This window comes from Streptomyces sp. NPDC014870, assembly GCF_043081505.1.
In the GTDB taxonomy this organism is placed as follows: Bacteria; Actinomycetota; Actinomycetes; order Streptomycetales; family Streptomycetaceae; genus Streptomyces.
The window spans coordinates 1-23,131 of the sequence record NZ_JBIBWQ010000010.1; the positions used below are offsets into that span (position 1 = coordinate 1).

Below are 23,131 nucleotides of genomic sequence, written 5' to 3' on the forward strand. Positions count from 1 at the left end.
CTCAAGCGGTACGTCGCCCGCGAGCTCTACCGACACATTCAGCCCCTGGCCGCGAGACAACTCCCTTCTGCGGCTTGACGAAACATAGGGGCTTCGACACGTTCCGCGAGCGGGAGGTGAAGCTGAACAGCACAGGGATGGAGTTCTTCAACCTGGCGTGGGCGAACGAGTCGGCGACCGGTTTGATCTGCTGGTCGTGTGGCTACGTCCACCTGTTCGTCAATCGTGACATCAGGCTCTACCGGGTCCGTGGGTGATGTGGGCCGACGGAGGAAGGGGCCCATGGGCTTCTCCGCCGGTGCCTATGGTGGGCGCGGACCCGCTCGCCCACGTATCGGCAGGTGAGGAGCCCCTTGGTGAGACCACCAACAGGCCGATAGGGTGTAAAGAACGCGTCAATATGACGCTGGTGTGCCGGGAAGTCTGGTCGGCGTCCGAGGGGCCCGTGTGCCCACCCACCGACCGCCCCGGAGGCACACCCCATGACGCAGCCACGCCCACGCAAGGTGATCCTCGGACTGCTGCCCTGGCCCGAACGGCAGGCCGTCGCCGAGGCCCTGCGCACGGAGACGGTCGGCGGACTGGTCCTGCTCGCCGCCGCCGTCGTCGCGCTCGCCTGGGCGAACAGCCCGTGGAGCGAGGCGTACGAGCAGGTACGCGAGTTCCACTTCGGCATACCCGCCCTCGGCCTGAACCTCTCGGTCGGTCACTGGACGGCCGACGGTCTCCTCGCGATCTTCTTCCTGGTTGCCGGCGTCGAGCTGAAACGCGAGTTCGTCGTCGGCGAGCTGCGTACCCGCGCCACCGCCGCGCTTCCCGTCATCGCGGCCGTCTGCGGCATGGCGGTCCCGGCCGGCCTCTACGCGCTCACCGTCACGATCGGCGGCGGAAGCCTGGAGGGCTGGGCCGTACCGATGGCCACGGACATCGCGTTCGCGCTCGCGGTCCTCGCCGTCCTCAGTACCCATCTGCCCGCCGCGCTGCGCGCGTTCCTGCTGACGCTCGCCGTCGTGGACGACCTCGGCGCCATCCTCATCATCGCGGTCTTCTTCACCTCCGACCTCAACTTCTGGGCGCTCGCAGGAGCGTTCGCCGGGCTGATCGTCTTCTACGCCCTCCAGCGCCTCCGCGTGCGCGGCTGGTGGTGGTATGCACCCCTGGGGATCGCGACCTGGGCGCTGATGTACAACTCTGGCGTCCACGCCACCGTCGCCGGAGTCGCCATGGGACTGATCCTGCGCACCACCCGCGACAAGGGAGAGGACACCGCACCGGCCGCCCGCGTCTCGCACCTGCTGCACCCGGTCTCCGCCGGCGTCGCGGTCCCGCTGTTCGCCCTCTTCGCCGCCGGAGTCGGCGTCACCGCCGGCGCGCTCACCCACGTCTTCACCGACCCCGAACCGCTGGGCGTCGTCATCGGTCTCGTCGCCGGCAAGATCCTCGGCATCTTCCTCGGCACCTACCTCGCCGCACGCTTCACCCGAGCCCAGCTCAACCCCGACCTCGCCTGGGCCGACGTCCTCGGCCTCGCCACCCTGGCCGGGATCGGCTTCACCGTCGCCCTCCTCATCGGCGAACTCGCCTTCCCGGCGGGCGCAGAGGCCGAACACATCAAGGCCGCCGTCCTCGTGGGCTCCCTCATCGCCGCAGCGCTCGCCGCCCTCCTCCTGCGACGCCGCAACCGCATCTACAAGCGTCTGTGGGAAGAGGAAGAACGCGACGACGACGCCGACGGCATTCCCGACATCTACCAATCCGGCGCGCGCCCAGGCAGTGCCGGATGAACGAGCAGGGCGTGGCCCCGGCACTGCTCGGCGCGACCGTCGTGCTCGCGATCCTGGTCATCCGCACCGCCGTGCGCGAGCTGAGGAAGCCGGGCAGCGCCCGCCACGAATGGACGTTCCTGCGGGAGCGGCGAGGTCTGCTCACCTTCCTGGGGACGGCCTCGGTGCTCTCCGCCGTGAGCTGGACGGTCTCCGGCCCTGCGCACGTGCCCTGGGTGGGCCTCGCGGCCCTCCTCGTAGCCCGTATCTCTTCCAAGGAAAGGTGAGGGGACATGTTCCACGCCCTGTGGATCGTGATGTCGACGCTCGTACTCGTACCCCTCGGGGTGGCCTCGCTGAGGGGGTGGACGCCGCGCTGGTCGCCCGCCACGAGCGCACGCGTCACGAAGGCCCGGGGCATTGCGGCCTTCATGATCTACGGCGCGAGCCTCACGCCCGCGGTCCTTGGCCTGGCGGGAGTGCATGGCGACGAACTGCTCCCGCTACGGATAGCGGGCGGGCCGCTGCTCCTGCTCATCGCTGTCGGAGTCGTGGTCTGGGCTTCCCTGCCCGGCCCGCGACGTTTTGAGGAAACCACGCGTCGACCGCCCGGGTAGCGGCGAGCCCGCTGACGCGGACCTGCCCCGGTTCCTTCCTCCTTCCCGCATGGAGAGTGTGGTTGTGGCTTCTCCTCTTCTGTTCTTCGTGAGCTGTGCCCTGGCCGGGGTGTTGCCCGCTGTGTGGGCGAACCTGCGGAACAGGTCTTCGCGGCGCGCCTTCAGTGCGGGCCGGCCCGTGGGGGTATTCGCGGAGATGGCGATGCAGTCCGCCACGGGAGGTGAGGACGCGGCCGGTCGGGTGCGGGGTGACCTGTGGATGACGCCTCACGCCGCTGAGCCGGTGTTCTTCGTCTCGGAGACCGCTGTCCTCGCAGTCCCACGCCACGGCAGGATCCGCGACGTCGTCCCACAGCGGCAGGGCGGCTTCCGGCGGTCCTCATTCGTCAAACGGGACATGCTGGTGTACGAGGAGCCCGGCTCGGGGCGAACGCTCCTGATCACCGTCGACCGGCCGGTCACCGCACTGCTCCAGAAGGCTCTCGTACCGCCCGAGGCCGAGTCCCGAGAGAAGGAGGGCCGTGCGGCGGAGCCCTTCGAGCGGGCCGCCGACGCCTTCCGCGTGGCGCCGGCGCACCGTATCCGGATGCCCGGCTTCGCGGCTCTGCTCCTGACCGGTGCGCTCTCTCTGACACTCTTCGGCGTGCACACCTTCGGCCTCGGGCGTGAGGTGACCGCGACAGTCACCCACGTGGAGGCGGGATCGTGCCGGGTCACCTGGCAGGACCCCTGGGACCCGTCCCGCACTCAGCGGGCACGCGTCGACTGCTACCAAGGGGAGAAGCCAGAGGACCTGTTGCGGATCAGCGCCCGGCCCTGGCCGGTACGCGGGGAGGCGGCCGATCTGGAGGACTCCCGGTTCATGGTGGTCTTCGGGGTGACCGTCACCGGACTGGCGGCGTTGGCCGGCAGCGCCTCGGCCTCCATGAGCGGCGCACGCCGGTTGCGGCTGCTCCGGCGCCACCTGCGCAGCGGCGGCGAGGCAGCCCCGCGCGACGCGCGCCAGATGGTGGTGCCCTGGTGGAGCTGGGCAGCCATGACGCTCGGCCTGGCAGGTCTGGGCCTTGTGACGCTCGCGTACGGGTTCGGACAGCCCGTGCACGCGAAGGTCACCGGCACGACCGAGTACGACATGTGCGCGGTCGCCTGGGCCGATCCCTGGGACGGCACCCCGCTCACGGCGGAGGTCGACTGCGACGGGGTTGCGGTCGGGGACCTCCTGGAGGTCAGCGCCCTGCCGTGGCCACTGCGCGGGGAGGCGTTTGACCGGGGCTTCACCCCGATCGGCCTCGGGTTCGTCACGGCCTTCGGTACCAGCGTGGCCCTGCTGGGGGTCGGCCTGCACTCCCGACGTTCACGACGGGGCAGAGCCCTCGTCTCCACGGCCAGCACCTCGACCGGAGCCGCCGCCGCTCCCTCGCCCGCCCCTCTTCGGAAGCACACCGCAGGGCAATCGGCCGACACGGGTGACGTGCTCGACCGCGCCCACCTGACCGCGGTGTCCCGCCTGCTCCTCGCGCGCGACGTGCTCGGGGCCGGCCCGAAGCGCCGCCGCCCTGAGCCCGACCCGCGCTCCGGTCCCTGGTGGCGCTCGCCCGCACTGCGCCGGATCACGCTCGCATCGGGCATCGCCTGGGGCGCCCTGGTCGTCCTCGGCGTCACCGCCGTGTGGTCGGGATGGTGGTGGCTGACGGCCTTCCAGATCGCGACGGACCGGCCTCAGACCGCGATCGCGACGGTCGAGTATCGGCACGACGAACTCCCGCTGGAGCCCTGGCTGCTGCCCGGTGCGTCGGAGATGAGCTTCCTCACGGCGGACGGCCGCCGCATCGTGACGGACATCGTGCACGCGGACCCTGCCCCGGCCGAGGGAGACACCGTCGGGATCGAGTACGCCGCCAGCCATCCGTCCGTCGCCTGGATTCCCGGCGACCCGGGGTTCAGACGCGGACTATGGGTGAGCGGTGCGGTCGCGGCCCTGGCGCTCGCCCGTCTGGTTTGGTGCGTGGTCGCCACCGGGCGGATCCTGCGCCGGCTGCTGCGCGCCGCCCGGCGCGGGCAGGTCCGGTCCCTCGACTATCTCCTCCTGCCGGGGGGCGAGGAGCCCGCGACCGAGGCGCCGATGCTTGTCCTCTTCGAACCGGAGGCGCAACGGCCGACAGCGGTGATGGACGTGGTTCCGGGGGCGGTGCTCCTGCCCTCGGAGGGGACTTTGGAGCTGCGGAGCGATCCGCGGGACCCCGCCGCTGCGGTCGCCTGGATCGGGGGCGAGCCGGTCTGGCCGACCAGCCCGTTGACCGTTCTCGCCGAGGACGACGAGAAGGAGGACTTCCGGCAGTACGTGACGGACCTTGTCCCGTCCGGAGTCGCACTCGACGCCCCACCCACGCCTGGCTATCCGGCGGAGTCCTCGCCCGACAGGTAGCGTTCCAGACCCATCCCGCGCATCATCGCCCCCACCTGCCCCTGGGCGTGGGTGACCCTGAACCGGGTTCCCTGGCCGCGGGCTCCCCGGGCGGCGAGGAACAGAGGCAGGGCGCCGTCCGGACTGAGATGCGTCACGCGGGAGACATCCACCTCAAGAATCTTCGGCGCCGCGCGCAGAGCCGCGCGCAGGACACGGCTGGTGTCCTTGGCTGTGTCGGCACCGAGGTCGCCCTTGAGGCGGATGACGAGGAACTCCCGTCGGGGATGGAGCCGGCGGAGCAGCGCTCGCGAGCGGCGGCGGAGCCGTTCGGCCGGTGACATCGGTGACATGAGGGCTCCAGGGCAGGTGTCGGCAGTTGCCGACCAGCCTTCCCGGCACACCTGGTGCGGACGTTACGCGCCGGAGCGCCCGTCCGCCCCTTGGGCAGGAGGTGTGACCACTTCAGGGCTGCCGGGTTCCGGCAATCTGCTCGAATCGCTGGTGCGCATCAAGGACCTGTCAATGTCACGTATGGAACGTGTAAGGTCCGTGGCGGAGTGCCGGGAAGCCTGGTCGGCGAACAAGGGACACGTGTCTTCTTCTGCCGATCGGGGGATATCCGCCATGGTGCTCGTCGCCGTCTTCGGAGCCGCGCTGCTCGTCGCGGTCCTGCTGTCCGGGCTCGCCGCCCGCACCGTCCTGTCGACCTCGCTGCTCTTCCTCGTAGGCGGCGCGTTGGTCAGCGACGGCTTCCTCGGGCTGATCCACATCTCGCCCGAGAGCGAGATCGTGGCGGTCACCGCCGACCTCGCCCTCTTCGCCGTGCTGTTCACCGACGGCATGCACGTGTCCTTCGCCAAACTGCGCGCCAACTGGCGCAACCCCGCACGCGCCCTCGGCATGGGCATGCCACTCGCCTGCGTCGGCATGGCCTTGGTCACCCACTACCTCGCCGGCCTGGACTGGACGACCTCCTTCCTCGTCGGCGCCGTCCTCGCACCGACCGACCCGGTGTTCGCCTCCGCCATCGTGGGCCGCAAGGAAGTCCCGGCCCGACTGCGCGAGCTGCTGAACGTCGAGAGCGGGATCAACGACGGCCTCGCGCTGCCCGTCGTACTGATCCTCATCGCCGCCGCCGGGCCCACCGCGGCAGATGCCGAGGCATCCTTCGGAACGATCGCCCTGGAGCTCGGCCTCGGTCTGGCCTTCGGCGTGCTGCTGCCCCTGATCGTCAACGGACTCGTGCGCTTCCGGCTCCTGGGCGCCGAGCCCAAGCTCCAGCCGCTCCTTCCGCTGGCCACCGGCATCATCCTCTACGCCGCATGCCACCTCACCCACGCCAACCCCTACCTCGCCGCCTTCTCCGCCGGCGCGGTCCTCGCCGCGAACTCCCCGGAGTCAAAGAACGCGTTCGAGCCGCTGGGCGAGTCGCTGGCCGAACTCGCCAAGTTCGCCGCCCTGCTGGTGTTCGGCGCGCTGCTGACCCCGCAGCTGTTCGGAGACCTCTCCCTGGGCGGATTCGCGGCGGTGGTGCTGGCGATCGTGCTGATCCGGCCGGGCTCGCTCCTGCTGTCGCTGTGGGGCACGCGAATTGACCGCAGGGAGAAGCTGGTCGCGGCCTGGTTCGGCCCGAAGGGCTTCGCGTCCGTCGTCTACGGCCTCCTGGTCCTCCAGGCTGGCATCCCGCAGGGTCAGGAGGCGTACACGCTGATCGCCGTCTGTATCGCCTTCTCGATCATCGCCCACAGCAGCACCGACGTCCCCATCGCCCGCCTCTTCCACGTCGACGACCTCGTCGACGCCGGCGACGCACCTCAGGCACGCCCCGACGACACCTCGGAGAACAAGGCACTTCCCCATGCGCGCACGTGACCTGACCTGGCCCTGCACCCCGGTCCGACTGGACACCAGCCTGCGAGAAGCGGCCGAGATTCTAATCCGCGAACGGGCCCCGGTGCTCGCCGTCGTGAGCGAGGACGGACACCCCGTGGCCACGGTTTCCGCAGTACGGGTACTGGCCGCGGCTCTGCCCGAGGCCGTGCGGGATGACCCCCTGCTTGCCGCGGTCGTGGGCGAGTCGGTCGACGACGACGTACGGGCGAGGGCAGCCTCGCTCCGGCTCGGCGACGTGCTGCCGACACGCCTGCCCACGCCGGCTGTCGTCAGTCCCGATGCCTCGCCGGTCCAGATGGCCTCGCTGATGGACCGCACAGGCAGCACCGTCGTCCTGGTGGTCGACTACGACGGCGACAGGCCGAACCTGCTCGGCACCATCGACGCGGCCATCCTGCTCCAGCACTACCTCTGATCAGCCGCACGACCACGGAGGTGAGGAAAGGGAACGAACATGAAGCCGGCACGGGGCCGGAGGCGGCAGGGATGGCACTCGCAGTCGCGCCCCAGACGCGCGCCCGTCGAGCAACACTGTGAGTAGGCGGACGCCGTACTGATCCGATCATCGGGAGCGCCCCGCGGGCCTGCGGCTCGGGCGGAGGCCGCCTTCGGCCATGGGAGACGGCGATGAACGGATCGGTTCGGATCGGACGAGTTCTCGGCGTGCCGCTGCGCGTTCACTGGACCGTGCCCCTGCTGGTGTTCCTCTTCGGATACAGCCTGGGAAGCCAGACGCTCCCCGTGTGGATCCCGGACCGGCCGGCCGTCACGTACGCGGTCGCCGGGTTGGTGGGTTCCCTGCTGCTCATCGGAAGCCTGCTGGCGCATGAGGCCGCGCACGCGATCATCGCCCGGAGGAAGGACATCCCCGTCGAGGACGTCACGCTCTGGGCGCTGGGCGGGGTGACCCAGATGGGCAGGCCGCGCACGGCCGGCGTGGCGTTCCTGGTGGCCGTCGGCGGGCCGCTCACCAGCCTTGTGGTCGGCGGGGCGGCCTTTGGGGTGGGCGTGGGGGTGAACGAATGGTTCTCCTGGGAGGTGCCCGCGGCCGTCCTGGTGTGGCTGGCGTGGGTGAATTTCCTGCTGGGTGTGTTCAACCTGCTGCCCGCAGCACCGCTCGACGGAGGACGTGTGGTGCAGTCGGTGATCTGGTGGCGTACGGGAGACCGGGACCGGGCCGAACGAGTGGCCGCCCGCAGTGGGCAGGTGCTGGGCTTCCTGCTGATCGCCGGCGGCTGGGTCTACGTGCTGCGTGGCGCGCTGGGCGGTCTGTGGCTGATGGCCGTCGGGTTTTTCGTCCTGATCGTCGCCAATGCGGAGCGGCGGCAGGCCGGGATGGCTTCAGCACTGCGCGGGGTGCGAGCGGCTGACGCCATGTCGAGCCCCGTGGAGACCTGCCCGGACTGGCTCACCGTGGAGCGCTGTGTCGAGGACGTGGCGATGCGGGCCCGCCATTCCGTCCTCCCTCTGATCGACTTCGGGGGCCGTTTCACCGGCCTGGTCGACCTGTCGCGGCTCGCGAGGGTCCCGGCGGCGCAGCGCAAGGAACTGTGTGTACGTGACATGGCGACCCCGCTGTCGCAGTGCATCACCTGCGCACCGGACGAGCTTGTGGAGGACGCACTCGAAAAGGCCCGCCCGAGCAGGAGTGGTATCCGCATCCTCGTCACCGAAGGCGGGCTTCTGGTGGGCATCATCACCGCGCGTGACATCACTCGGCTCGTCCAGCGCCACGCCCTTCGCGGTACGGACAGCGGCCTGAACAACAGTACGGACGCCTGATGAACGCTCCAGGCTGAAGGCGGGCGACCGGGGGGCGCCGCACGGTTCCCCCTCGGTCACGGTGCGGTGGTTGCTGTGGGCGCGGCGGGCGCGGCGCAGTGGTGGGCAGCGGCGGAGCGCTCGGCGAAGACCTTCAGTACGGAAAGCGCGTACGTCCGGTCCGCGTCCGACCTCTTGGCCTCGTCGCCGTACAAGACGAGCGAGAAGAAGGTGGGTTCGCCGCTGCCTGGGCAGGTGGCAGTGGTCCAGTAGCGGCCGTCCCGGAGAAAACCCGACCGCTGCCCGGCTGCGATCGGATCGGGGTCCCCCGAGCGCTCGACGTAGTCGTGCCGCGCGCTCTCCGCGTACGGGCCGTAGTGCGCGGCGAGCTGGTAGGTGGTGTGGCCCTCGGTGTTGCCCAGTACGCATTCCTCGAGCGGTGCGGTGCCGCGTTCGCTCTCCCAGGCGCGTGCCACTGCCTTGCCTCGGGCGGTGATGCCGGAACAGGTTCCCTTGGCGTCCGCCGGGGCGACGTACTCGTCCTTGTTCACCGGCAGAGGGGCGGTGGTCAGCGGCTCGCCGAGGTCGGCGTCGCAGTTCCACCGGCGCGAGGCGTTGGCGGCCGTGTCGGTGGCGATGCGCGCGAAAGCGGTGCGGCGCTCGGGGTTGTCGAGCGGGGTGTCGCCCAGGTATCCGTCCACGTCCACCGAGACGGTGACGAGCAGGTCGCCGCGGCCCGGTGCGCAGTCCAGCAGGACGGCGGTGGTGGCCTCGGCCTCGCCGTGGGAGTCGCCCACGCTGAACACACCGTTCCATCCCTGCCCCAGAGGGGCGGGCGGCAGTTCGGACCGCATCGTGGGGTAGAGGCTTTCGTACCGCCGCTCCTCGCGGTCGAGGGTCGGTACGCCGTTGATGGTGACCGTCACCGATCCGTCGTCGACGGGCTTGCCGGCGTTCTTCTCGGTGTCCCGGCTGATGCCGCACGCCACCCGCAGCGAGGTCGTGGTGTCGTCGAGGCTTCCCTCGCTGTCGTCGGCGCCGGCCTTCAGGTGGCGTTCGCCGAGGATGGAACGCACCTGATCGGCGGGAAGCACGCCGTCACACGCGTTGGTGAGCAGTCGGCCGGTCGACCACCGGTCGTAGCCGCCACCGAACCAGAAGAAGCCGCCGCTGAGCAGCACCACCGCGCCCAGCCCCGCTCCGGCCCTCGCCACGTGTCGCTTCATCGGAGCCACTGCTCCACCTCACCCAGGATCTTCGTGTCGTGGCAGCGCGAACGCTGCGGCCAGCCGTCCGCCGCCGCCAGATAGCGGTCGAGCGCGGCGCGCGCGTCCGTCGAGAACCTCTTACGGACGTGGCCGTCCACGACGACTTCCTTCTTGTCCCCGAAGCCGAGTTCCGGGGTGACGGCGATCCGGTGGTAGCTCGGGCCGCGGTCACACACCGACTCGGCCCATAGGACCAACGTCGGAGGGATACCCGAGTCCTTGATCACCACGCTGCCGGCCGGGGTGGTGGGCGACGGTGCGCGTCGTCCGGGTGCGGTTCCGGCGTAAGCGTGCCGCTCGTACGCGCCACGGGCGAACGCTCCCGACCAGCTCTCCGCAGTCACCCCCACGACGGGCATGCCGGGAGGGGCGCCGTATCCGGCGATTCGGCCGACGCAGGACCCGACTCGCTGGTCGTACGTGCCGTCCCCGGAGAACTCCCACTCCTCCTCGGCGAATTCCAGCTCGGCCGGGTCCATCCACGCACAGAGTTTCGTCGGCGTAGCACCTTCGACCGGGCGGGGCGAGGCGTCCGTGGTGATCGGCTCGCGGCCGCAGTTCTGGCGGTCGATGACCCAGTTGGCCACGCCCACCGCAGTGCGGGCCGCGACGAGATGATCGGAGGCGGGGACGTCGTACTCGCTGTCCGCCTTCGACGGCAGCTCCACCGAGACCTGGAACCTCTCGGACGGCCGGCTCCGGCCGGGCAGCCCGCGAGGGCACTCCACCTGCAACGAGGCACTGACCTCACTGCCGTTGACCCGGTCGTCGGCCCCGGTGCTGCCCCTTGCGCCGGGCGGAAGCGGCATCGGGAAGTCGCCGATGGACCGGTATCCCGCGTCGGCCGCCGCGACCTGCGTCGCGATCAGCGCTTCCACCCGCACCTGAACCAGCGCCTCGGGCTCCCACCGCCCGGCGCCCCAGGAGAGCGTGCAGTCCAGCAGCGCCCGGCTCTCCTGGCCCGGATCGAGCATCGTGCCGTACTCCTCAAGCACTCCGGCGCTGTTCCCCGTCACGAAGCCCCGCAACTGCTCACGAGGCAGCAACCCCGCGCAGGCCCGCTCCAGTTGATCCAGATTGGCCGCGTGCTGCTGCGCCCGACCGGCCGAGAACCACACCACCACCCCGGCGACGACGGCCGCGAGCATCCCGCCGACTATGACGTAGAGCAGCCCTGTGCGCCCCCGTATGCCTCGCATTCCGTGCCCTTCCCCCGCTGATCCGGCCGAGGAATCTATCAAAGGCGCTCGCGACGGGTGCCACCCCCCCCTTAACGGCAGGCAGTGGCCCAGCAGATTGCCGGATCCCAGCATGGTGACCGGCACAGCCACTGAGAACATCGCGGCGAGACCACTGTGGAGGCGGCTGTTTGGGGCGCAATGCGCATGGGAGGCTGGTCGCTCTGTTGTAGAAGTGGTGTTCGAGATAGCGGGGGAACGCATGGGAGATTGGGCATCACGGCACTGTAAGTGGCTGTGGAGCTTGGCCTGTACGGGGCTCGTACTGGTCATCGTCGGGCTCTCGGTCCGGGCGCCGGTGAAGGACTGGTGGCTGGCACGCGAGGCGTGCGGGGGCGCCTTGCCCGGTGGCGACCTGAAGACGGTACGGACGGGCGTGCGGCTCGGCTCGGAACGGGAGTCCTTCGACAAGGAACTCGGCGAGTACCACTGCGTGCTGACGAACGATGCGGACAAGGTCGTGGTCGCGGTCGACGCCTATCCGCCCGGAGCGGCCCGCGACGAGGAGCTGCGGTTCGTCGCGGCGTACTACCCGCCGCACGCCGTGCTGCCGGGCGGTCTGCCCGGATTCGAGGATGAGCACAGCCGGGTCTTCTTGATGCCCGAGTGCCCGAACGGCGTCAAGGGCCCGCTCAGGAAGGACCATCGGGTGCTGGTGACCACGTGGACCTACTTCGCTGAGAGTCGCGGGGAGAAAGCGGCCATGCTGCGGCTCGCGGTATGGATGACGAACGAAGTGACTGCGAAGCTCGGTTGTGGTGGCGAGCCGCTGACCGTACCGAAGGACGGTGCGGTCCCGGACACCGGCCGGTTCGTGCCTCGTGCGGACGCGAAAGGCACCGCCTGCAGCGCTCTTGCCACCACCCCCGTCCCGGCGGAAGGCCGCGACGGGGAGGTGCGCATCGCCATCGCGGACGGCGGGATCGTCGGACGGTGCACCCTGCACGCGGCGAGGGACGAAGATTCGTACCGTTTCGACGGGCGAGGCCGACCGCTCGTCGAACTCACCAGTTGGCGCGGGGACTGGGGCACGCGCGTCCGTGAGATGGGCTCCGGCCCCGACCCGCTGCCGATGGGCGACGGCGCTTGGAAGCCCGCGCTGACGGAGCACAGAGCGTGGGCCGTCGCCCGGTGCGGCGGAGACACTGTCGGTTTCGCCGCGCACTGGGGCTACGACGACCGCCCCCGCGAGAAGCGCGAAGCGGACAAGAGAGACCAGCCTCCGACCGAGGCATCGCAACGAGCGCAGCGCGTGCTGCTACGCGAGTACGTAGCCGCGTTCGCGAAGGACCAGGTCCGGCGCGGGCACTGCACCGGGTTGGAACTGCCTGAGAGTCCATGAGACCCAGTCCTGTACTCCCCGGTAATGCGCGGCACCACGGTGGCCGGCCCTCAGCGGAGGAGCGGAGTAATCAGCATGTGCACCCGTACGGAGGGCGAGGCTGGGGCGGGCTTACGTGGCACCCCCTCGCGCCGGGCTGCAGGATCGGGCCGGCCAATGGGCGACGCCGGATGCCTCGCGGTGTGTTCCTCGTCGGCCTGCTTCCGGCGTCACTGTCCGCCGGGCTGTCGAGCCGGCACCGGAACGTGGGTGGGACCTCCTGTCGCTGTTTGGGCGTCCTGATCGCGGACCGGGCGAGACGAGTCCCTTCTGTCCGGGTTCCGGGCGATAGGTCCGTGGGTAGGTCTCCTGAAGGAGGCTGATTCGATGCCGTGGTTCGCATGGCTGCTCGCCGCCGCGGCGCTCGGTGTCGCGGAGTTCTTCACCCTGACGCTGGTGCTCGGGTTGCTGGCGGGGGCGGCCCTGGTCGCTGCTGTGGTCGCCGGTGTGGGCGTCGGCCTTCTCGGCCAGCTTGTGGCGTTCGGAGTGGCCGCGGCGGCGGGTCTCCTCCTCGTCCGTCCTGTCGCGCTGAGGCAGATGGCGAGCGCACCCCTCTCCCGTGAGGGCAGCGATGCGCTGATCGGCCGGCGGGCCGAGGTCATGCAGGAGGTCACCGCGACCCGCGGCCTGATCAAGGTCTCCGGTGAGGAGTGGTCCGCTCGTGCTCTCGACGAAAGCCTGGTGATCCCGGTGGGAGCGCTGGTGGATGTCATGGAGATCGAAGGTGCGACGGCTGTCGTCTACCCCCGCGAGCTCCTTCCCTGACCGGCTGAACACGTCCCGAGGGAGGAATGGTGGATCCCGTTGTCATCCCGTTTCTCGTGGCGGCGATCGTCGTCGTCTTCCTGGTGGCCTCGACGGTGCGGATCGTTCCGCAGGCGCGTCGCTACAACATCGAGCGGTTCGGCCGGTACCGGCGGACGCTGCAGCCCGGCTTGAACTTCGTCGTGCCGGTGGCGGACCGTGTCAACACCAAACTCGACGTGCGCGAGCAGGTGTATTCGTCCGCTCCCAAGCCGGTGATCACCGAGGACAACCTCGTGGTCAACATCGACACGGTCCTCTACTACCAGATCACCGACCCGCGGGCGGCCGCCTACGAGGTCGCCGACTATCTGCAGGCGATCGATCAGCTCACCGTGACCACCCTGCGGAACGTCATCGGCTCCATGGACCTGGAGCAGACGCTCACCTCGCGCGAGGAGATCAACGCCCGCCTCCGCGCCGTCCTCGATGACGCCACCGGCAAGTGGGGGATCCGGGTCAACCGCGTCGAGATCAAGGCCATCGACCCGCCGAACACCATCAAGGAGGCGATGGAGAAACAGATGCGGGCCGAACGCGACAAGCGTGCGGCGATCCTGCACGCCGAGGGGGAGCGACAGGCCAAGATCCTCACGGCGGAGGGTACGAAGCAGAAGGACATCCTGGAGGCGCAGGGCACGCAGCAAGCCATGATCCTGCGGGCGGACGGAGAGGCGAAGGCGGTGGAGCGGGTCTTCCAGGCCGTGCATCGCAACAACGCCGACCCGAAGATCCTGGCCTACAAGTACCTCGAAACGCTCCCGCACCTCGCGAAGAGCGACAACAACACGTTCTGGGTGATCCCGGGGGAGCTGACCGAAGCGGTCCGTGCTGTGACCGGCGCGTTCGGCGATCGGTCGACGATGGGTCTTCCCGGATCCGCGCAACCGGAGGCGGCAACCACCACTACCGTTGCCGACGGCGCAGCGGACGACGGCGGGGCTCCGGAGCTCGAGGCAGGCTCGACGTTCTCGCTCGACGCTGCCGCGGCTGCTGATGAGGTCGCGAAGCAGGCCGCCGCCGTAGTGAGCGACGCGAAGGCCGAGGCCGAGGCAGCGAGGGCGTCCCAGGTACCGGGCAGGGGGCACCCGTCCGGTGATTGAGCGCCGCGAGGGCGAGGGCCCCGGGAATGGGGGCCGTCCCATGCGTGGCCTTGTTCAGCGGACGCGTCTGCGCTGCTGAGGAACGGAGGTGGGGAGCCGGAAGGCGAGGGGCGGTCGATGTGTGGGGGTGGGCAGTGGTCCGGCGAGTGCGGCGGCGGTGCCGGCGAGTTGGGTGAGGATGTCGTGACCGACGCTGGCGGACAGGCGGACGGCCCATGTCGCCCGGTCGAGGTCCTCGCCCCCGTACAAGCCCCACCGGTCAGCCGTGGCGTGAGGGACGTGGTCGAGGGCGATGGTGCGGTTCGGCGCGCGACAGGTCGTCCAGGCTGGGTGACGCCATCCGGCGGCCCGTAGTGGTTCGTGCGGCTCCTCGGCGCGCGCAGGGTCTGGGGCGTCGAGGTGCTCAAGTAGTTCCCGGATGAGCGGGATGGGGGTGCCGACGGTGAGGGTGGCGTGCCAGAGGCGCTCGCCGACGGGCCCGTTGTACTGGGCGATCTTCCAGGCGGTGTCGGTGCGGTGGCGAGCCTCGTGGTCGAACTCGGCCCGGACGGTGAGACTTTCGTGCGAGGCGATGGTCGTGTCGTCGTAGGGCCGGTACTTCTCCCACTGCGGGTTCTCCTCCCGGAAGGACGTGAGGAACTCCTCGTGTTCGCCGAGGGCGGCAGGCGGCGCCGCCGCCACCCCGGCGGTGCTCTTGGCGGAGCCACTCGCTGGCGTCTGCCCGCGGAGCACCTGCCGGAAAGTCTTCTCCAGGTCGGTGAGATGCGCGGGGCCGGGGCGGACGGCGACGGAGTAGAGCCGGTGGAACTCGCCGATGGCCTCCGGCTCGTCGTCGAAGCGGGCGCTGATGAGGCGGAGGTGGTTCTCGCCGCCGAGGTGGACATGGCGGCGCACGCCTGTGGTCCAGCTGCCGACGGCGACGGTGTTGTGCCCGTCGTCGGCGTGCAGGTGGATGATCAGCCGGCCTTCGGCGATGTCGTCGTGGATGCGCTGGGCCTCGGCGCCGACCCCGCGGATCTCGTCGCGGGTGCACCAGGGCATGGGGTAGTTCGCCCAGGTCCACTCGGTGTCGATCTCCTCCTGAAGGGTCGGATCGACCTCGATGGAGAAGCCGTATTGCTGGAGGAGTTGGGCCGCTTTGGCGGAGTAGTGAGGTTCCTCGCGGTCGATGCGGGCCAGGACCATCGTGGTCGGGCCGGTGCTGCGGAAGCCGAGGTCGTGCAGGTGGGAGCGGGCGGCGTCGCTGGTCGGACCGGATGTGGTGGCGACCACGGCAGGAGGGTGGTCCGGGTGGAGACTGAAGCGGATATGGGCGTCGGCGGGGGCGTGCATCGGAGGTCCTTCGGGGGCTAAGGGGTTCGGCCGACGGCGGCCCGTACGGCGGCGGGGCGCGCAGGCGGTTGTGAGGCGGCGGGGGCGCGGCGGATCGAGGGGCCGGCGCGCGTGGTGGGCGTGGCCTGTGGTCGCCGCGGAAGCGGGCGCCCGGTGGCGTGCTGCCAGCGGGTGCGGATGGCGCCGATGTCGGCGAGGGACCGGCGGGCACCGGCGACGAGCTGGAACGGTGTGTTCGTCGGGTCGTCGGTGTACGCGGCGATGCGGCGGGCGGAGCGGTCTGCGGCGGCCAGGAGTGAGCGCTTGAGGGCGCGTTGGCTCCAGTGCTCGACGGAGCCGGCGGGCTCGGCGAGCAGACGGAGCACGTCGCCCGGCTCGCTCCCGTCGTGCAGTAGCCCGCGCTGCTGGGCTTCCCACAGGACGGTGACGGGGTCGACGGGCTCTTGGCGGCGCACGAGGGTGGTGAGGCATTGCCACAGGCCGGCGTGCAGGGGCTGGGTGAAGTCCTCGGGTATCAGCCACCGTACGGACTCGACGTCGTCGGGGTGGGCGGTGGCGGTCGCGAGCAGCAACTGCTCCTCCTCCACCGCTTCGGCGTAGTCGGGCGCGGTGGCCGGCGGGGACGCCGGAGTGCGGGGCAGGACGCCGGCGCGTGGCGGGAAGCGGGCTGCGATGTCGTCCACGAGCGCGGCGAGCGCGTCGGCTTCGGCGAGCACCGTCTGGACGGGGTGCGGGAGGGAGGCGTCGTGGACCGTCTGGACGAGGTGCTCGGCGGCGGCCCGTAGACGGCGGCGGGCGTGTTCGGCCTCGACCATCCGTGCGTAGGCCGGCGCGTGCCGGGGCCAGGGGCAGACCTGGATGAGGGTGTGCAGGTAGGAGGCGGTCAGGCCGCGGGCCTGTTCCCGGCCCGCAGTGAGCACCTGGTTGAGCCACGTGGTGGTCTTCGTGTGCTCGACCGGGTCGGGCGGCGGCAGGGTGTTGATCGCGGTGAACAGGGCGGCGTGGGCGGCTGTGGAGAACGCCTCGGCGGAGATCCCGGTCAGGTCACCGAGACGTTGCGGATCGAAGAGGAGCGCACCGAGGAGGGCTTGCTCGACGTGGAACACCGGGGGCGGCGCCGGGATCGCATCGAGGTCGTCCTCGTCGGGGTCGGGGCTGTGGGGCATCAAGCGGCCAGGGCGAAGTCGTTGGGGTTGAGGGTGACGCCGAGGTGCGGGGCGAGGAGGTGGCCGGCGAGCAAGGGCGGAACCGCGTTGCCGATCTGCGAGAACTGCTGGCCCTTGTTCCCGGCCCACGGGTAGTCGCTGGGGAAGGTCTGCAGGATGCCGGCCTCGCGAGCGGTGATCCGGATGGGCTCCGGCACCGCTGGTGCGTCCTCGTCCTGCGCCGACGCCGGGGCCGGTTCGGCGACCCACGTGCACTCATTGGCGCGATGCCCGAAGAACAGCGTCCCGGCCGGCTCGGACAACGGCCGTACGGTGGCGTTGGCCTGGTTGTTGCTGCGCAGCGACCAGGACCAGCGATGCGCCTCGGCGGTGAACGTCGGCGCCGGGGCGGTGGCAGCGCGGTTCTCACGGGTGCCGTGCCGCGCCGCCCATCCCGCGCCTTCGCGGCGGGACTGCAGGACCACTCCGTCCGGTCGCGGCATCCAGGTGCCCCGCTCCCGGGCGTCGGAGAGCGTCTTGCGGGAGCCCGAAGGGAACGGCTCGGGCCCGCCGCCGGGCCCGCCCCCGGCACAGACGGTGGGGACGGGCCGGTCGGTCGCGCCCCACCCCAGGGCCTCCGCCATGCTCACCCAGCGGGCGCGGCCCGGCCCGAAGAGGCTCTCGGGCTCGGCGATCCGGGCATGTGTCGGCGTGGGAGGCTGCGCCGTGCGGACTCGGGAGGCGAGCAGGATCGCCCGCTTGCGCGTCTGGGGAACGCCGTAGTCGGCCGCGTTGAGGATCCCGTACCAGACCGAGAACCCCCAGCCGCGCAGGATCGCTGCGTACTGCTTCCACAGGGGGAGGACGTCCGGCACCTCCTCCATGGCGACCCACTCGGGCTCGCCGACCGTGTTCAGGGCGTGGAGGTAGCGCATCGGCTCGGCCGCGAGAAGGGAGCGCTCGTCCCGGCAGGCGGCGAGGAGGCGCGCGCGGGTGTCGCGTCCGGCGGCGAGGTCCTCGACCGCCGCATGCACCAGCGGCTGGTCCACCAGACCAAGGCGCTTGCCGGCCATGCTCCACGCCTGGCATGGCGGAGAGGCGATCAGCCCGCGCGTCCGGCCGAGGAAGGGCCGCGTCGGATACATCGCCACGTCGGTCCGGATCGTCAACTGCCCAGCGGCAGCACGGGTCCTGCAAGCCCATGCGTCCCACTCCAGACCCACGTCACGCACGCCGAAGATACTCAGCGCCCTGCTCCAGCCACCCGGCCCCGCGAAGAGGTCGAGTATCACGTGGCCAGCCCGAAGTCCTCCTGCGCCGGCGCGTCCGCATCCCCGCGGCACGCCCAGGGGGAGCAGCCGTCCTCGACGCCGCGCTCCAACTCGTTCTCGTCGGAGAGCTCTTGCTGAAGGGCTGCCCACTCGGCGGCGGTGACGTGGTCGATCGGGGCTCGGTCGAGGGGGACGCGGGAGCGGTGCAGGAATGCTTCGCCCAGGAGCCGGTTGCCACTGGCGTTGGCGCGGGCGTTGCCCTTGCGGATGGCCGCGTCGAATTCCACGACGTCTTCCCACTCGGCAGGGGAATTGTCGCGGATGTGTCGCCACTGGGCATTTCCGTGGAAAGGGCAGCCCAAGCAGCTTGATTTCGGGGTTTCGGCCAGGTTGAGCGAGGTGAGATAGCGAATGCAGTCGGAACGCGACCAGCCCATGTCGATCAGCGGATGCCGGTTCTGCATGTACTGCACGTCGGCGTCCTTGGCGCGGTGGAATTCGTCGGTGGATATGCCGATCCACTGCTCGACGAAAACTCTCTTTGGTACCCGCGTCGGATACGGATAGCCGAGAAGGTCGCGGATCTTCTTCTTGATGGGCTTGACCTTGTACTCGCCGGTGCACTGGCGCCGGGTCATCCCAGGGCGCCCGTCGGTGTTGAGGATGTAGAGGGGCATGGACGCGAAACGGTGATCCGGGTTCAGGGCGTCGTTGCGGATATTTCCGGAGGAAACCCGGAGGACGGGTATGCCGGCGGGCTTGGCTATTTCGCGTTCGAGGCGGTCGAGATGGTCATAGACGGATTTGGGCTCCCATCCGGTGTCAGCGAAAATCGCGTAGTCGATTTTCGGGAGGATACCTTCGGCAGACAGGGCGAGCAGGGTGCTGGACTGGACACCGGCACCGAGAGAAAGGGCGCGGAACTGGGGGGAGGGGTGAATGCGAAATCCTTGGGCGAGCGTGGAGGCGAGGGAGGGGCGGTTCAGTCGGCAGGGGTTCGGGAGATGCCCGGTTGCGGGACGGGGAGCAACGCGGGGATGGAGGACGCGGGGCGGTCAGGGCGGGGTGGCTTCACGGGCGCTGGTGACCGCCTCGGTAGGTTGAGAGATGAGCAGCGGCGAGGCGCAGCGGGTGATTCGGTCTGTGACCAGTTGTGCGTGACGCAGGGGCAGTGCGTGGGTGGCGTCTGGGACGATCTCCAGGTGGGCGTCGGGCAGACAGGCGGCAAGATGACCGGTCTGCTCGGGCGGGATGAGGGCGTCGAGGCTTCCGGCCAGAAGGTGGATCCGTCCGGCGAGCTGCTGCAGGGGACCGGGGTCGGGCTGCTGGCCGGCGAGGTCGTGCCACAGGGCAGCGATGTCACCGGTCGCCGTGGTGTGCAGGCCCCTCCGGCACGGAAGCGGCAGTGCACCGGACGCCCGCTGTACGTGGGGACGCAGGGCCCACCGGCTGGTGTCGGGAAGTCGCCGCCGGGCCGCGTCGAGCACGTACGGCGCGTGCGTGCACGCCGACGCGAGAAGGTTGCGGCCCAGCGTGAGGAAGGACTGGGCCGGCCCGCTGCCCGTGCGGGTACTGATGCCTCCGTACGGGGGCGAGATCAGCACCAGCCCGCGGATACGGGGCGCGAGGTGGCGGTGGCGCGCGACCAGGCGCATGAGCGTCATCGCTCCCATGGAGTGGCCGGCGAGAACGAGCGGTCCCCGCGGCGCTGCCGTCTCGAGGAGGTGTGCGAGGTCGTCGGCCAGCTGGTTGAGGCTCAGCGCGGCGGTGCCGCGCGTGGAGTAGCCGTGCGCGCGCTGGTCGTAGCGCACGACGCGTATCCCTTCGCGGAGCAGGAGCGGTACGTGGGAGCGCCACAGGGCAGCGGTGACCGAGAGGCCAAGCACGAGGACTGTCGTCAGGGGTGCTTGTGCAGGTCCGTCGACGTAGGTGGCGAGCCGGGCACCATCAGGGAGCCGTATCGATCTCATGCCACGGTCCCGAAGTCGGTCTGCCGAGGTGCGTGCTTAGCGACGGCCCGCTGGGTGATGCCGTCGGAGGCGCGCTTGGAGGCAGCGGTGAGTTCGTCGGCGCCCGGCTCCAGATACCAGGGGCGAAGATCGAGCATCGCGGCGCGCATACCGGTGGCGAGGCACAGGGCGGTGCCCTTGGGCAGGGCGCGGATCGCGTCGGCGGGCAGGATCCGCTCCTGCCGCATCGACACGGAGGTCGACTTGCCGGACTCGGAGGTGGAGGTGGAGGTGGTCTCGACGTCGTGGTCGCCGATCAGCCGGGAGAGCTTGTCCGCGAAGTCCGGATCGTCGATACCAGAACCGATGACCTTCACGGTGGAGGCGGACCACATGGCGTCCATGCCTGCGTCGCCCCAGACTTTCTGGCCCTGGCGGTAGGACTGGAGGATGGTGATCGGGATGATCCCGCGTGACCCGAGGTGGGAGTACAGGTCCGGCAGGTCGCTGATCTTGCACACGTTCGCGGCCTCGTCGAGGATCGCGAGCATCGGCGGATCGAGGCGACCGCCGGCGCGCTCGGCCTGCGCGGTCGCGGCCCGCATCACCGAGTCCGCGCATGCGGCGATCAGCGCTGAAGCTCCGCCGCCGCCGTCCTTCGACAGCAGGTAGAGGGTGTCGGTGGAGGTGACGAACTCGGCGGGCCGGAACTCGGGGACGTCCTTCTGCGGGGTGACCCACGCGGCGATCCCGCTGTTCAGCAGGGCGGCGGCATACTGGCGGGCCGTCTCGTAGATCCCGTCTCGTGTCTCGGGCGGGCCTTCGACCGTGCCCTTGAGCTGCGCGGCGACGGCGGCGAAGCCGTGGTCGCGGAGGATGTCGAGCGGGGTGCGGTCCGCGGGGAACGCGAGCCACTGCATGACGTCCGTGATCGGCCGGTCGTCGAGGGCGGCGGCGAGAAAGAGCTGCGAGAGGATGTTGCTGCCGGCCTTGGACCAGAAGTCGCCCTGCTGGCTCGCGTCCACGGAGGCGGCGAGGAAGTGGCCGGCCAACCGCCCGGCGCCGTCCAGGGTCTTGGCGTCGGCGAGGGGGTTCCACCACATCTCGCGTGCGGCGTGCGCGATTTGCTGCGGGTCCATCGACCAGACCTGCCCCACGTCTGCTCGGGCGTCGAGGGTGGTCGTGTAGGCGTCACCTGCGGCTTTGTTCGAGGTGAGCAGCACGGGGCCCGGCGCGGCGAGGATGGAGGGGATGGCGAGGGAGGTGGTCTTGCCGGACCTCGGGGCCATGATCGCGACGGCCACGTCCTCGAATCCCATCCGCACTTCGCGGTGGGTCCCGGCGAGGTTGCCGAGGAGGATGCCGGTGTCGGCCGGCGCGATGTGCTTGGCGTCCTTCAGGCTCGGCCGCAAGGAGCGGGCCTTGGCCTCGATCGACTTGGCGAGGAGCGGCTCGATGTCGCGGGCCTTCGCCATCCCGTCGACCTTGTTCTTTCGGCCCCTGGTGCGGTTCTTGTAGCGGAAGAACAGGATGCTGGCGCTGGCGGCAAGGAGCAGCGTCAGCAGGACGGGGACGATCCGCGTACTGATGAGCAGGGACGTTTCTCCGGCCTGGGGCCAGAGCTGTTCGGGGTGGAGCAGGGCGTCGCCGGGCCGGTACGGCACCCAGGGCCCGGTGCCGGCCGCCCAGGCGGTCAGGTTGCCGCCCAGCCAAGCGATCGAGGCGAGGGGAAGGCCGATGGCGAGGCCACCGAGGAGGATCTTCAGGGCTATGTCGTAGCCGTCGGAACTGGAGGAGGGAGCAGGGGGCAAGCGGCGGTTCCTTGAACGGTGCGGGCCTCGGCGGGCGAGGGAGGGTCAGCGGGCGCGGCGGGGCGCTGGCGGCAGCACGGGCGGCGCGGGCGGCGGAGCGCTGGCGCGGCGCGCGGCGAGGCGGTCGATCCGCTCGGGCAGCGCCCGGGCGACGCTCTCGGCCGACCACTCTTGCCAGTGCAGGGTGATCCGGCGGCGGCTGAGGCCGATGGTCTGCTCGTGGGAGCGGCGCACCGGCTCTGGATCGGCGAGGGCCTGCATGAACGCGGCCACGACGGCTGGGGGCGTGGCACTGTCGAACCAGGCTTTCCACACGGGATCGTCCTCGTCGAGAGAGGCCGTGACACGCCAGTTCCGACTGCCGGAGAAGTTGAGGCGTTCACCCCTCACTCGCCCGTCTGGCGAGCGGAACTCCCCGTTGGGGACGGCTTCCCACCCGGCCCGCCGCAGCGGCTGGTACGGGTCGGCGGCCTTCCGTGCGTGGTAGTCGGGGTCGGTGACGGCGTCGGTGACCGCGGCGATCAGCTCGACGGGTGTGCCACCGCCGAAGGACGCGTTCCAGACGGATCCGGTGCGACCGTCGCGGTGGGAGAGGTGCCACCATGGTTCGTTCAGATCGGGCTGTAGGCGGAGCAGCGTCTTCTGGTCCGGGCTGGTCAGGATGACCCGGGGCATGAGCGGGTCGTGGCCGTGACTCCATCCGGAACCCTCGTGCAGGGCGGCGGTGACCCAGGACGGGTCGCCTGGGCCGGCGAGGTAGCGGGGTGAGATGAGGGCTTGCTCGACCTTGATGCTCACCCGGGCCTCCCCACTCGGCGGCGGGCCGCCGCTGTCCCCGGGACCCGTACGGCGCTCAGAAGCCGTGGCGGCGACTTGAGGGCGGCGGCGTGGATGTCGAGGATGGCGCGGCCGTGGGTGGCCCAGTCGCCGAGGTAGCTCCACGACTCCGCGTGGTAGTCGGCGAGCGCGTCCTCGTAGACGTCGGTGCCCGGCCGGGCGTTGGCGGGCAGGTTGTCGCGGGTCTGCAGCCATTCGGCGTGCAGGGACTCCAGCCGTTCGAGGGCGTTGTGGAGAGTGCCGATCTGCCAGACCCAGCGGTTTTGCACGGTGCCGGCGGGCAGGGCGGTGAGCTGTGTTTCGGCGGTGGCGAGCAGATGACGGGCACCGGCGCGGACGGCCTCGAACGCCTCGGCGGTGTCGGCGTCGCGCCGGCTCTTGCGCAGTCCGTAGGCGTCCTCGTCGTACGGCCAGCCGTCGAGGTCGGTGTGGTCCTCGGAGTACGCGTCCCAGGCGGCGAGGATCTGCTCGCTCTCGCGCACGAAGCGGTCGAGGTGTTGGACGAATTCGCGGTGGACGGTGGGCGTGAGGGAAATGGGCAGGGTGTCCAA

General features: G+C 70.4%; 22 protein-coding genes. 11 read left to right on the plus strand and 11 right to left on the minus strand.

Annotated features, from left to right (window positions below):
• Positions 1 to 74: 74 nt before the first annotated feature.
• The 5 genes from ACF09C_RS26715 (at position 75) to ACF09C_RS26735 (ending at position 4,805) form a co-directional block, all read left to right on the plus strand.
• On the plus strand, positions 75 to 257 hold the full coding sequence (locus ACF09C_RS26715; protein ID WP_392094989.1) for a hypothetical protein: 183 nt from the start codon (positions 75 to 77) through the stop codon (positions 255 to 257).
• Positions 258 to 482: 225 nt separating this feature from the next.
• Positions 483 to 1,784, plus strand: coding sequence for a Na+/H+ antiporter NhaA (nhaA, locus tag ACF09C_RS26720; protein WP_392094990.1), 1,302 nt, complete (start codon positions 483 to 485; stop codon positions 1,782 to 1,784).
• Complete coding sequence (locus ACF09C_RS26725) at positions 1,781 to 2,050, plus strand: hypothetical protein (RefSeq protein WP_392094992.1); 270 nt, start codon at positions 1,781 to 1,783, stop codon at positions 2,048 to 2,050. Before nhaA ends, ACF09C_RS26725 begins: the two co-directional genes overlap by 4 nt.
• 6 nt (positions 2,051 to 2,056) lie before the next feature.
• Complete coding sequence (locus tag ACF09C_RS26730; RefSeq protein ID WP_392094994.1) at positions 2,057 to 2,380, plus strand: hypothetical protein; 324 nt, start codon at positions 2,057 to 2,059, stop codon at positions 2,378 to 2,380.
• A gap of 259 nt (positions 2,381 to 2,639) precedes the next feature.
• Entirely contained in the window at positions 2,640 to 4,805 is a 2,166-nt protein-coding gene (locus tag ACF09C_RS26735) for a hypothetical protein (protein ID WP_392094995.1), read from the plus strand.
• On the opposite strand, the gene ACF09C_RS26740 is transcribed toward ACF09C_RS26735, so the two are convergent.
• Positions 4,775 to 5,137 (minus strand): STAS domain-containing protein, encoded by a 363-nt coding sequence (locus ACF09C_RS26740; protein WP_392094996.1) that lies wholly within the window; start codon positions 5,135 to 5,137, stop codon positions 4,775 to 4,777. The genes ACF09C_RS26735 and ACF09C_RS26740 overlap by 31 nt on opposite strands.
• A 274-nt stretch (positions 5,138 to 5,411) precedes the next feature.
• Between ACF09C_RS26740 and ACF09C_RS26745 the strand changes: the two genes are divergently transcribed.
• The 3 genes from ACF09C_RS26745 (at position 5,412) to ACF09C_RS26755 (ending at position 8,462) form a co-directional block, all read left to right on the plus strand.
• Positions 5,412 to 6,659 (plus strand): cation:proton antiporter, encoded by a 1,248-nt coding sequence (locus tag ACF09C_RS26745; protein ID WP_392094998.1) that lies wholly within the window; start codon positions 5,412 to 5,414, stop codon positions 6,657 to 6,659.
• Positions 6,646 to 7,095, plus strand: coding sequence for a CBS domain-containing protein (locus tag ACF09C_RS26750; RefSeq protein WP_392095000.1), 450 nt, complete (start codon positions 6,646 to 6,648; stop codon positions 7,093 to 7,095). Before ACF09C_RS26745 ends, ACF09C_RS26750 begins: the two co-directional genes overlap by 14 nt.
• Positions 7,096 to 7,307: 212 nt before the next feature.
• Positions 7,308 to 8,462, plus strand: coding sequence for a site-2 protease family protein (locus tag ACF09C_RS26755; RefSeq protein WP_392095001.1), 1,155 nt, complete (start codon positions 7,308 to 7,310; stop codon positions 8,460 to 8,462).
• A gap of 56 nt (positions 8,463 to 8,518) precedes the next feature.
• Here ACF09C_RS26755 and ACF09C_RS26760 read toward each other — a convergent pair whose 3' ends face one another.
• On the minus strand, positions 8,519 to 9,667 hold the full coding sequence (locus ACF09C_RS26760; RefSeq protein WP_392095003.1) for a hypothetical protein: 1,149 nt from the start codon (positions 9,665 to 9,667) through the stop codon (positions 8,519 to 8,521).
• Positions 9,664 to 10,908: a hypothetical protein gene (locus tag ACF09C_RS26765; protein ID WP_392095005.1), complete on the minus strand. Its 1,245-nt coding sequence runs from the start codon at positions 10,906 to 10,908 to the stop codon at positions 9,664 to 9,666. Before ACF09C_RS26765 ends, ACF09C_RS26760 begins: the two co-directional genes overlap by 4 nt.
• Positions 10,909 to 11,122: 214 nt before the next feature.
• On the opposite strand from ACF09C_RS26765, the gene ACF09C_RS26770 reads away from it, so the two are divergent.
• The 3 genes from ACF09C_RS26770 (at position 11,123) to ACF09C_RS26780 (ending at position 14,235) form a co-directional block, all read left to right on the plus strand.
• Entirely contained in the window at positions 11,123 to 12,289 is a 1,167-nt protein-coding gene (locus ACF09C_RS26770) for a hypothetical protein (protein WP_392095007.1), read from the plus strand.
• A 366-nt stretch (positions 12,290 to 12,655) separates the two neighbouring features.
• Entirely contained in the window at positions 12,656 to 13,093 is a 438-nt protein-coding gene (locus ACF09C_RS26775; RefSeq protein ID WP_392095009.1) for an NfeD family protein, read from the plus strand.
• A 29-nt stretch (positions 13,094 to 13,122) separates the two neighbouring features.
• Positions 13,123 to 14,235, plus strand: a complete 1,113-nt coding sequence (locus ACF09C_RS26780; RefSeq protein WP_392095545.1) for an SPFH domain-containing protein — start codon at positions 13,123 to 13,125, stop codon at positions 14,233 to 14,235.
• 54 nt (positions 14,236 to 14,289) lie between these two features.
• Here ACF09C_RS26780 and ACF09C_RS26785 read toward each other — a convergent pair whose 3' ends face one another.
• The 8 genes from ACF09C_RS26785 to ACF09C_RS26820 form a co-directional block, all read right to left on the minus strand.
• A complete protein-coding gene (locus tag ACF09C_RS26785; protein WP_392095011.1) occupies positions 14,290 to 15,567 on the minus strand; it encodes a DUF317 domain-containing protein in 1,278 nt (425 codons plus the stop codon).
• 17 nt (positions 15,568 to 15,584) lie between these two features.
• A complete protein-coding gene (locus tag ACF09C_RS26790; RefSeq protein WP_392095013.1) occupies positions 15,585 to 16,733 on the minus strand; it encodes a DnaB-like helicase N-terminal domain-containing protein in 1,149 nt (382 codons plus the stop codon).
• The gene (locus ACF09C_RS26795) at positions 16,733 to 18,004 is read right to left on the minus strand and encodes a DNA cytosine methyltransferase (protein WP_392095014.1); all 1,272 of its coding nucleotides are present in this window, start codon (positions 18,002 to 18,004) and stop codon (positions 16,733 to 16,735) included. Before ACF09C_RS26795 ends, ACF09C_RS26790 begins: the two co-directional genes overlap by 1 nt.
• Complete coding sequence (locus ACF09C_RS26800; RefSeq protein ID WP_392095546.1) at positions 18,001 to 18,864, minus strand: hypothetical protein; 864 nt, start codon at positions 18,862 to 18,864, stop codon at positions 18,001 to 18,003. Before ACF09C_RS26800 ends, ACF09C_RS26795 begins: the two co-directional genes overlap by 4 nt.
• Positions 18,865 to 19,038: 174 nt before the next feature.
• A complete protein-coding gene (locus ACF09C_RS26805; protein WP_392095015.1) occupies positions 19,039 to 19,953 on the minus strand; it encodes an alpha/beta fold hydrolase in 915 nt (304 codons plus the stop codon).
• The gene (locus tag ACF09C_RS26810) at positions 19,950 to 21,743 is read right to left on the minus strand and encodes a type IV secretory system conjugative DNA transfer family protein (RefSeq protein ID WP_392095017.1); all 1,794 of its coding nucleotides are present in this window, start codon (positions 21,741 to 21,743) and stop codon (positions 19,950 to 19,952) included. Before ACF09C_RS26810 ends, ACF09C_RS26805 begins: the two co-directional genes overlap by 4 nt.
• A gap of 45 nt (positions 21,744 to 21,788) precedes the next feature.
• Positions 21,789 to 22,541 carry a DUF317 domain-containing protein gene (locus tag ACF09C_RS26815; RefSeq protein ID WP_392095018.1) on the minus strand — a complete coding sequence of 251 codons (753 nt, stop codon included), beginning with the start codon at positions 22,539 to 22,541 and terminating at the stop codon, positions 21,789 to 21,791.
• Positions 22,538 to 23,131: a hypothetical protein gene (locus ACF09C_RS26820; protein WP_392095020.1), complete on the minus strand. Its 594-nt coding sequence runs from the start codon at positions 23,129 to 23,131 to the stop codon at positions 22,538 to 22,540. The genes ACF09C_RS26815 and ACF09C_RS26820 overlap by 4 nt, the downstream gene beginning before the upstream one ends.